Raw genomic sequence first — 9,839 nt, 5'->3', positions numbered from 1 at the left:
TTCATTCTGTTTCGGTTTTTCGATTGCGAACGGCCGCGAACACACGTTAAGTCTGTACGTGTAGCGATTCGGGACGGGTGGGGCAGATCCGAGGTCCGGCGCATTGAAGGTGGGGATACTGGCACTATCCGCCGGGTTTCTGGCGGCAGGCTGTGCGATCAAGATTGAGCCTTTGTCGAAGGACCAGACCCTGGCCTTCGCGAATGAGCGTCTTGTCCGGGCAACGGCCGACCAGGAACCGATCAGCGGTCCCATCAGCCTCTATGAGGCCATGGCGCGCGCGCTGAAATACAACCTGGATACGAAAGTCGAGATCATGGAGGCCGCTCTCAAGGTCCGTGAACTCGATCTCGCAAACTATTCGGCCCTGCCCAAACTTGTGGCCAGTTCAGGATATGCCGGCCGCAATGAAGCGGATGCCAGCACGCCGTCGACGCGCGACAAGGATATCTTCAGCGACGACCTCACCTTCTCATGGAACATCCTCGATTTCGGGCTTTCCTATGTGCGCGCCAAGCAGGCTGCTGACGAAGCGCTCATCCAGGAGGAGATGAAGCGCAAGATCGTCAACCGGGTGATCGAGGACGTCCGCACCGCCTACTGGCGCGCTGCCAGCTATGAGCGTCTCGTCGGCCGCATGCATGCGCTGCAGGGCCGAATCGCTGGCGCGTTGAAGGATACGCGTAGATTGGCCAACAGCGCGGAAAGTTCCCCGCTCGTTGCCTTGACCTACGAGCGCGAACTGATCCAGATTCAGCGCGAGATCGAGCTTCTCGAAGGTGAACTGCAGGTTGCCAAGAGCCAGCTGGCCGCGCTGATGAACGTCCGGCCCGGCTCGAAATACACCTTGGCCGTCCCAAGTCGCCGGCCGACGAAGCTGGGGCTGCCCGACAAGGTCGGCGACCTGTTCCAGGTCGCCGCGACGAACCGCCCCGAAATGCGCGAAGTCGCCTACCGCATGCGCATCAACGACAAGGAAGTCGATGCCGCGCTGCTCGAGCTGCTGCCGAATTTCAATCTTTATGCAGGCGTGAACTACGACTCCAACAAGTTCATCGCTTCGAACGACTGGGTGTCGTGGGGGGCGAAGGTCAGCTGGAACGTTATGAAACTGGCAACGATGCCGGTCGTGATGAAAAAGGTCGAAGCGCAGGGCGCCGCGCTCGATGCGCGATCGCTTTCGGTGGCCATGGCGATCATGACGCAGGTTCACATCAGCCGCGTCCGGTACGCACACCAGCGAAAGTCCTACGGCACGGCGGCTGCGCTTTCCAACGTATCCCACCGCATCCTCACGCAGGTGCGCTCGGAGACAGAGGCGCAGAAGACAAGCCAGCAGATTCTGATCCGCGAAGAAATGAACGCGCTGCTGGCCGACGCCAAGCTCGATATGGCCTATGCGGATCTGCAGAACGCCTATGCCAATGTCTACGCCTCGCTGGGTCTGGATCCGTTCCCACGCGACCTGAACACCAATGCGAGCGTCGCCGTCATCGCGGAGAAACTAAAGGGCATGTGGACTCAGGAGGGTGCGAAGGCCAGGCTGGAGGTCGCCGGCCTGCAATAGCGCCGGATGGCAAGAACCGAAGAAGGAGCTTGTCGTATGCTTGCATACCATCGCGCCCGTTCCTTGACGCTGGTCGCAGGATTTATGTTGGCCTGGCCAACGCTTGCGCTGAGTGAAGAAACATCGGCGCGCGGCATCATCCGCTCGATCGATGAAGCCTGGATATCTACGGACCTGGGCTTTCGGGTCGAGACATTGCCGTTCCGCGAAGGTCAGGCCTTCAAGCGCGGAGACATTCTCGCCACCTTCGACTGCGGCGATCTCGCTGCCGAAATGAAGTCTGCCGAAGCGCAATTCAGGGCTGAACAGATCACCTATGAGAACAATGCCCGACTGGCCAAGCTGAACGCCGCAGGCAAATTCGAAGTGGCGCTTTCAAAAGCCAAGGCGGATCAAGCCTCCGCGGCGCTGGAAGCTTACCGGAGCAAATTCTCCCGCTGTGCCATCAAGGCGCCGTTCGATGGCCGCGTCGCCGTCATGCGGGCACATGCCTATGAAATACCGGATCGTACCCAACCCATCATGCAGATCGTCGGTCAATCCCAGCTCGAGATCGAGATCCTGTTGCCGTCGCAATGGCTCAAATGGCTGAAGCCGGGCGTCGGTTTCGACCTGAGGATCGAAGAGACCGGCCAGATCCTGCCAGCGGAGATCCAGCGGATTTCCGCGGTTGTCGACCCTGTCAGCCAGACGGTGAAAATCATCGGTCGTTTTACCGGCGAGCCGGCTGGCGTGCTGCCTGGAATGAGCGGCCCGGCCAGCTTCAAGGCTCCCGATGGCTGAGAAGAACGTCCAGCACGACGTGACCGGGCCGACCTTGGTCCAGACCAAGGTCTCGGCAAACGCGCAACCGCCGCCTTCACCGCAGGCCTTCGACCTGCTCCTGAAAATCGAAGCCGACGCCAGGCGCTGCGAAACAGTCGGCGAGCTGGTCTTCCTGATCGCCAACGATACGCTCAGATTGACACGCGCGCGGCAGATCTTCGTGTTTGCCACCAAAGGCGCCCGCCAACGTGTCGAGGCCGTTTCGTCGATCGGAAAAGTCGAGCGGGATTCGCCGCGTATCCGCTGGATCGAGGCCGTCACCCAGGCTCTGGCGACCGATGCGGGTCTCGACGGCAAACGTGAATTCGTCCTGCCGGCCTATTGTCCGCCCGGTGACGAAGAACACAAAACCTACCCCTACCGCTTTCTGCTCTGGCTGCCGTTCAGGTTGCGGAACGGCCGCGTGTTCGGTGGTATGCTGCTGGCGCGCGAGGTGCCCTGGAATGAAGGCGACCTCGTGGTGGCCGCGCGTCTGGCTGATACCTATGCCCATGCCTGGGTGGCGCTGACGGGTGAACGCCGGCTTCGCCGCCGCGTCTCCATCAAGCCGTGGCTTTTGGCAGTTGCGCTGATGCTCGTTGCGGCGGGGTTCATCCCGGTACCGCTGACGGTTCTTGCTCCGGCCGAAGTCGCGCCTGTCGAGCCGCGGGTGGTGGCCGCCCCCATAGACGGCGTCGTGGATACGATAGCAGTCGACCCCAATGCCAACGTGCACCAAGGCCAGCTTCTCTTCGGCATGTCGGATACCGCCCTGCGCAACGAACTTGCCGTTGCCGAGCAGGATGTGATGGTGGCGGAAGCGAAACTCAAGCAGGTTTCACAGGCCGCCATCGCCGACCCCAAATCGCGCGGCGATCTTGCCGTGACGCGCACCGAACTGTCGCTCGCCACCGCAAAGAGGGACTATGCGTCGGATCTTCTCCAGCGCAGCCGGGTGACGGCGCCCATCTCGGGCGTCGCCATTTTTACGGACAAACGCGATTGGATCGGCCGCCCCGTGACGACGGGCGAACGCATCATGGAGATCGCCGATCCGAACAAGGTTCAGATCCGTATCGATGTGCCGGTCGCCGATGCCGTGGCCGTGACGTCCGGCGCAAAAGTGCGGGCTTTCCTGGATTCCGACCCGCTACGACCGCTGACGGCGCATGTGCGCACGGCGTCTTACGAAGCGCAGTTGATCGAAGGCAATGTGCTCGCCTACCGGATCTATGCGACGATCGAGGAGAAACCCGACAATCTCCGGCTCGGCATCCGCGGGACAGCGCAGGTTTCCGGCGATAAAGTACCGCTTGCCTATTATCTGTTTCGCCGTCCCATCGCCGCGATCAGGCAACGGCTGGGACTATGAACCCGTCCGACATTCCCCTGCCCCGGCTGCGTGAAGACCTGCAGGTCATGCGCGGCGGCACCAGCTATTCCGGCGAACCGGTCTGGATCGTGCTCGACCCGCTGCGCAACCGCTTCTTCCGCGTTACCTATGAAATGTTCCAGCTGCTTTCGGTCTGGAACCGCAGCGCGACGGTCGGATCGCTCAACAAGACCCTCGACGCCCGCTTCGGTCGCCAAACCGATGCCGAGGAGGTCGGCATGGTGCTGCGCCTGCTGGAGGCCAATTTCTTTCTCGCTCAACCGATGACGGGCTCCTGGCGCGGGCTCTACGAAGCCTCGCGTCGGCATCATTCGTGGTTCATGCAGCTGATCCACAACTACCTGTTCTTCAAGATCCCGCTGGTGCGGCCCGAGAAATTCATCCGGGCGACATGGCCCTATGTCGCCCCGCTCTTCAGCCGCGGCTTCCTGCTGTTCGTGACGATCATCGGCCTTGCCGGCCTCTATCTCGTCTCCCGCCAATGGGAGGAATTCGTCGGCACATTCTCCTATGTCTTTTCCTTCGAAGGGGCCGCGGTCTCGCTTTTCTCGATCGTGCTGATCAAATCGCTGCACGAACTTGGACACGCCTATGTCGCGCATCGACATGGCTGCCGGGTGCCTACGATGGGCGTCGCCTTCATGGTGATGATGCCCCTGCTCTACACGGATGTGACCGAGGCCTGGAAACTCAGGTCGCGACGCCAGCGCATGTTGATCGATTCCGCCGGCGTGATCACCGAACTGTGCGTCGCGGCGATCGCGCTGTTCTTCTGGGTGTTTCTACCCGACGGCCCGCTGCGCAGCGCCGTCTTCGTCCTTTCCGCGACGGGCTGGATCCTGAGCCTGCTGGTCAACACCAACCCGTTCATGCGCTTCGACGGCTACTACATGCTGGCGGACCTGCTGGGGATCGAGAACCTGCAGCCGCGCGCGTTCCGGCACATGCGCTGGCGCTTGCGCGAATTCCTGTTCAGGCTCGGAAATCCCGCGCCGGAACCGTTTCCGCCACGTCTCGATGCGATCGTCACCATCTATGCGGTGTGCACGGTGATCTATCGCATCAGCCTCTATCTGGGCATCGCGCTGCTCGTCTACCATTTTACCATCAAGCTGGTCGGCGTGATGCTGTTTGCCGTCGAAATCGGGTTCTTCATGATCCGTCCGGTCTGGACCGAAGTCAGGGAGTGGTGGGGCATGCGCCAAGCGATACTGGCGAGCCGTCGAACCTATGTCACCGTTGCAGTTGTCACTGCGCTGACAGCACTTGCGGCCATGCCGCTCTCCACCCGCATCAGCGCACCGGCATTGATCCTGCCGGAGGCCTTCGTTCGGCTTTTTCCGCAGGAAGCCGGGCAAATCCAGGCGATCAAGGTCAGGCGCGGCGATCTGGTGCGCAAGGGCGATGTGCTGTTCGTGATTTCCGCGCCGGCGCTGGCGCAGGAACGCACGCTCGCGGAGAAGGAAATCGATCTGGCCGAACAGCGTATTGCCCGTATCGGGGCGGAGGCGGAGGATCTTGCCGCACGTGGCGTGATCACGACGCAGCTGAGCAGCCTTATCGCCAAGCGCGACGGATTGCGGCAGCGTGAGCAGAAGCTGGTGGTTCGGGCGCCCTTCGATGGGCGGATCGCCGACCTGAATGCTGAAATCGCCGTCGGACAATGGGTATCACGCAAGGAACAGCTCGCCTTCTTGTCATCCGACAGCGGTGCGATCGTTCGCGGCTATGTATCGGGCAACGACCGTGCCCGTATCGACAATGGCGCGACCGGCTGGTTTATCCCCGACGACCTTACCCAGCCCAAGGCGAAGGTCGTGCTTGTTTCCGTGGCAGTCGCGGGAGCCAGAGAATTGGAGATCCCGCAACTCACGTCCCAGTTCGGCGGGCCCATCGCGGTGCATCAGACCGACAACAGGCGGCTGGCACCGACTTCGGCAGAATATGCCGTGACAGCGCGTGCGACCGACCTCGAGCGGGGACCGAACCAGACCTGGCGCGGTGTCCTCGTCCTCGACGGGCAGGCGGAAAGCCTTCTGGCCCGCGCCTGGCGCCAAATCCTCAAAGTGCTGGTGCGCGAAGCGGGAGCCTAGTCTGCGCGATAGCCATCCTATCCGGCCACGGCAGCGAGCGTCGGGAAGTGACAGGCCACTTTTCGGCCCGAACGATACTCCGTGAGTTGCGGTCGCTCCGTGCGGCAACGGTCCGCCGCGATCGGGCATCTCGGATGGAAGCGGCATCCCGAGAGCGGCTTGAGCGGGCTCGGCACGTCGCCGGTCAGGATGATGCGCTTGCGCGTCCCGGTTGGCGTCGTCTCGACAACGGGAACGGCCGAGATCAGTGCCTGGCTGTAAGGATGCGCAGGCGTTGCGAACAGCTCTTCCGCCGGCCCCTCCTCCACGATCGAGCCCAGATACATGACGGCGATGCGCGTCGAGACCTGCCGAACCACGGACAGGTCGTGGGCGATGAAGATATAGGTGAGCTTGAGCTTTTCCTGGAGGTCGGCCAGCAGGTTGACGATCTGCGCCTGAACTGACACGTCGAGCGCCGAAACCGGCTCATCCAGTACGACGAGATCGGGATTGAGCGCGATGGCGCGCGCGATACCGACGCGCTGGCGTTGCCCGCCGGAGAACTCATGCGGATAGCGCATGACATGATCGGGCAGCAGCCCGACGAGATCGAACAGTTCAGCGACCCGCTTGGCGATTTCGCCGGACGAGAGTTTGGTATGGATGCGCAAAGGTTCCGCAACCAGATCGCCGACCCGGCGTCGTGGGTTGAGCGACGCCGAAGGATCCTGGAACACCATCTGCAGGCGACGGCGAAACGGCCGCAATTCGGCCAGCGATTTGCCGGTGAGGTCATCCCCTTCGAACAACAGCTTGCCGTCGGTGATGTCATAGAGCCTGACCAGGCAGCGCGCCAATGTGGACTTGCCACATCCGGACTCGCCAACAAGGCCAACGGTCTCACCACGGCGGACCGTCAGGGAAACATTGTCGACGGCATGGACGGTCCGCTTGCCTTGCGATGAAAAGCGCGTGCCGATCGAGAACCGCTTGCTGAGTTCGCGCGTCTCGAGAATTGGCTGGTCGTTGTCGATCATCTGCCCGCTCATGCCTGCACCCGGAAACACGCCGCGGCATGACCGCCATCGCCAAGAGCGGGTTTGGCGGCCCTGCAAGGCTCGAAGTTGACAGGACAGCGCGGACCGAAGGCACAGCCTTCGGGCAAGCGCAGCAGCGATGGCGGCGAACCAGGAATGGCCGGCAGGCGGCGCGGCTTGTCTCCCGTGAGTGGCGGGATCGACCCCAGCAGCGCTCGCGTATAGGGATGCTGGGGAGCCGAGAAGAGTTCAGCACGGCTGCCGCGTTCGACCACGCGGCCGGCATACATGACCATCACCCTGTCGGCGAGTTCGGAAACCACGCCCATGTCATGGGTGATGAAGACGACGGCAGAATTGTGCGTGGCGCGCAACTTGCGCACGAGATCGAGAATGCCGGCCTGCACCGTCACGTCGAGCGCGGTGGTCGGCTCGTCGGCAACCAGCAGCGCCGGATTGCACGACAGCGCCATGGCAATCACCGCTCGCTGGCGCATGCCTCCCGAAAGCTGATGCGGATAACGCGACATCGCTTCGCGCGGATTGGGGAAGTTCACTTCCGCCAACAGTTCCTCGACACGATCCAGTGCCTGGGATTTGCTGACGCGCTTGTGCGCTCGGATCTGTTCGGCGATTTGCCAGCCGATCGTATAGACTGGGGTCAACGCGGTCATCGGATCCTGGAAGATCATGGCGATCTCGTTGCCGCGCAGGCGCCGAAGCTCCCGCGCCGGCAATCCGACCAGTTCGCGATCCCTGTAGCGTATGGAGCCTTCGATGATGGCATTGGGATCGGTGATCAGGCCCATGACGGCCAGCAGCGATACGGTCTTGCCGGAACCGGATTCTCCCACGACGCCAAGGATCTCGCCTTCGTTGAGATCAAAGGAAACACCGTCAATCGCCCGCACCAGGCCTTCATGCGTGCGGAATGAAACCCTGAGGTCGCGCACCGACAGCATCATGATGCCCTCACGCGTGGATCGAGAAGGATGTAGATGAAATCCACAACGGCGTTGGCCACGACCACGAACATCGATGCGTACATGACCGTGGCCATGATCATCGGCAGGTCCAGGTTCTGCAACGCGTCATAGGTCAGCTTGCCGATGCCGTGCAGGCCGAAGACGACTTCCGTCAACAGGGCTGATCCTCCGACCAGCGCGCCGAAATCCAAACCGAACAAGGTGACGAAGGCGATCAGTGAGGTGCGCAGCGCATGGCGCAGCAGGATGCGGGTTTCGGAGAGCCCCTTGGCACGAGCGGTACGGATATAGTCTTCCTGCATCGACTCGATGATCGCCGCCCGCAGCACGCGGCCATAGATGCCGATGTAAAGGGTAGCGAGCGTGATCCACGGGATCACCAGGGTCAGGAACCAGCCCTTCGGATCGTCGGAGAAGTTCTTGTAGCCGAGCGGCGGCACCCAGGAAAACAGCCAGGTGTCGTGGTAGCGGCTCTGGGTGATGAGGTTCATGACCTCGCCCAACCAGTAGACAGGCATTGAAATACCGAGCAGCCCCAGCGCCATAAGCAGCTTGTCCACCCAACTGTCACGAGTAGCGGCGGCCACGATGCCAATGACGATGGAGACAGCAACCCACAGCACAGCCGCGCCAAACACCAGCGACAGCGTCACCGGTATCGAATCCATCACCGCCGGCACGACTTTCCAGCCACGATTGACGAAGGAGGTCAGATCTCCGGTGACGAAGATCTTCTTCATCATCAGCCCGTACTGCACATAAAGCGGACGGTCGAAGCCGAAGTTGTGACGAACGGCCTCCAGCACTTCCGGCGACGCATTGCGCCCGGCGATACGGGCTGCCGGATCGGATCCCGGCGTGGCGAAGAAGATCAGGAAGACGATGACGGAAATGCCGAACATGACGAACAGCATCTGACCGAATCGGCGCAGGATCGCGTAGATCATCAGTCACGCCCCAGCTGAACTTTGGAGCGCGGGTCGAGTGCGTCGCGCAGACCATCGCCGAAGACATTGAGCGCCATGACGGAGATGGCAATGGCGATGCCAGGGGCCAGGGCGACGACCGGGCGCGTGTAGAGCAGAGCTTGCCCGTCCTGGATGATGGTGCCCCAGCTGGCGGCTGGCGGCTGCACGCCGATGGACAGGAAAGAGAGCGCCGATTCCGTCAGCATGTTCAACGCCATCATCAGCGGCACGAAGACGATCAAGGTGGTGGTGAGGTTCGGCAGAATGTCGCGCCACAGGATGCGCGAGCCCGGAACGCCCAGATTGATGGCCGCCAGCACGAACTCGCTGTTGCGCAGCGACAGGACCTGGCCGCGGATGGGACGCGCCACATAGGGCACATAGACAATGCCGATGATGATGATGGGCAGCCAGAGGCTGCCGGATTCGATGGTGATCGGCCCGATCGAGATGCCTTGCGCGATCATCACGATCGAAAGCGAGATTGCCAGCAGGTAGATCGGGAACGCCCACAGCACATCGAGGAAGCGCGACAGGATGGTGTCGGTAACGCCGCCGAAATAGCCCGCGGTCAAGCCCGCCGCAGTGCCGACGATCAGGGTGAAGATGGTGGCAGCGCCCGCGATCAGAAGCGAACTGAGGCCGCCATAGAGAAGCCTCGCCATGACATCGCGTCCCTGGCTGTCCGCACCAAGGAAGTAGTTGCCGAGCTGCCAGGTCGGACCGATCGGCGTGTAGCCCAGCCCCAGACCTTCGGTAGACTGCTCCATCACGGGGACTTCCGCGCCATCGACCTGAATGACGGCATCGATCGTCGAAGAAAACGGATCGACGCCTGCCCAGTGCGCGTAGAGAGGCGCGCTGAGACAGGCAATCAGGATCAGCAGGAACACGATCAGGGACGCCATCGCGGCGCGATTGCGTTTCAGCTTCACAAAGGCAAGGGCCCAGGGCCCCCGCGATTTGCGCGGCGTGGCAACGGCTTCGTTCGACACGGTGGCGCCCCTGT

The 9,839-nt window shown here is 62.0% G+C and carries 8 protein-coding genes; 4 read left to right on the top strand and 4 right to left on the bottom strand.

Annotation, left to right across the window (positions count from 1 at the left end):
• Nucleotides 1–172: 172 nt before the first annotated feature.
• From AC3WTO_RS01590 to AC3WTO_RS01575, 4 genes are read left to right on the top strand one after another with little or no spacing between them, the layout of a single operon-like run.
• Complete coding sequence (locus AC3WTO_RS01590) at nt 173–1,567, top strand: TolC family protein (RefSeq protein WP_492458926.1); 1,395 nt, start codon at nt 173–175, stop codon at nt 1,565–1,567.
• A gap of 36 nt (nt 1,568–1,603) precedes the next feature.
• Complete coding sequence (locus AC3WTO_RS01585) at nt 1,604–2,350, top strand: efflux RND transporter periplasmic adaptor subunit (RefSeq protein ID WP_492458925.1); 747 nt, start codon at nt 1,604–1,606, stop codon at nt 2,348–2,350.
• Nucleotides 2,343–3,743 carry an efflux RND transporter periplasmic adaptor subunit gene (locus AC3WTO_RS01580; protein ID WP_492458924.1) on the top strand — a complete coding sequence of 467 codons (1,401 nt, stop codon included), beginning with the start codon at nt 2,343–2,345 and terminating at the stop codon, nt 3,741–3,743. The genes AC3WTO_RS01585 and AC3WTO_RS01580 overlap by 8 nt, the downstream gene beginning before the upstream one ends.
• The gene (locus AC3WTO_RS01575; protein WP_492458923.1) at nt 3,740–5,857 is read left to right on the top strand and encodes a site-2 protease family protein; all 2,118 of its coding nucleotides are present in this window, start codon (nt 3,740–3,742) and stop codon (nt 5,855–5,857) included. The genes AC3WTO_RS01580 and AC3WTO_RS01575 overlap by 4 nt, the downstream gene beginning before the upstream one ends.
• A gap of 17 nt (nt 5,858–5,874) precedes the next feature.
• On the opposite strand, the gene AC3WTO_RS01570 is transcribed toward AC3WTO_RS01575, so the two are convergent.
• The 4 genes from AC3WTO_RS01570 to AC3WTO_RS01555 are packed head-to-tail and all read right to left on the bottom strand — an operon-like array spanning nt 5,875 to nt 9,825.
• Nucleotides 5,875–6,876 carry an ABC transporter ATP-binding protein gene (locus tag AC3WTO_RS01570; protein WP_492460010.1) on the bottom strand — a complete coding sequence of 334 codons (1,002 nt, stop codon included), beginning with the start codon at nt 6,874–6,876 and terminating at the stop codon, nt 5,875–5,877.
• Nucleotides 6,877–6,884: 8 nt separating this feature from the next.
• Entirely contained in the window at nt 6,885–7,841 is a 957-nt protein-coding gene (locus AC3WTO_RS01565) for an ABC transporter ATP-binding protein (RefSeq protein ID WP_492458922.1), read from the bottom strand.
• A complete protein-coding gene (locus tag AC3WTO_RS01560; protein WP_492458921.1) occupies nt 7,838–8,809 on the bottom strand; it encodes an ABC transporter permease in 972 nt (323 codons plus the stop codon). The genes AC3WTO_RS01565 and AC3WTO_RS01560 overlap by 4 nt, the downstream gene beginning before the upstream one ends.
• A complete protein-coding gene (locus AC3WTO_RS01555) occupies nt 8,809–9,825 on the bottom strand; it encodes an ABC transporter permease (RefSeq protein WP_492458920.1) in 1,017 nt (338 codons plus the stop codon). Before AC3WTO_RS01555 ends, AC3WTO_RS01560 begins: the two co-directional genes overlap by 1 nt.
• Nucleotides 9,826–9,839 lie beyond the last annotated feature (14 nt).

It is taken from the genome of Mesorhizobium sp. EU05-FHT14A09 (genome assembly GCF_058790995.1).
This window is presented reverse-complemented; position numbering and strand designations above follow the sequence as displayed.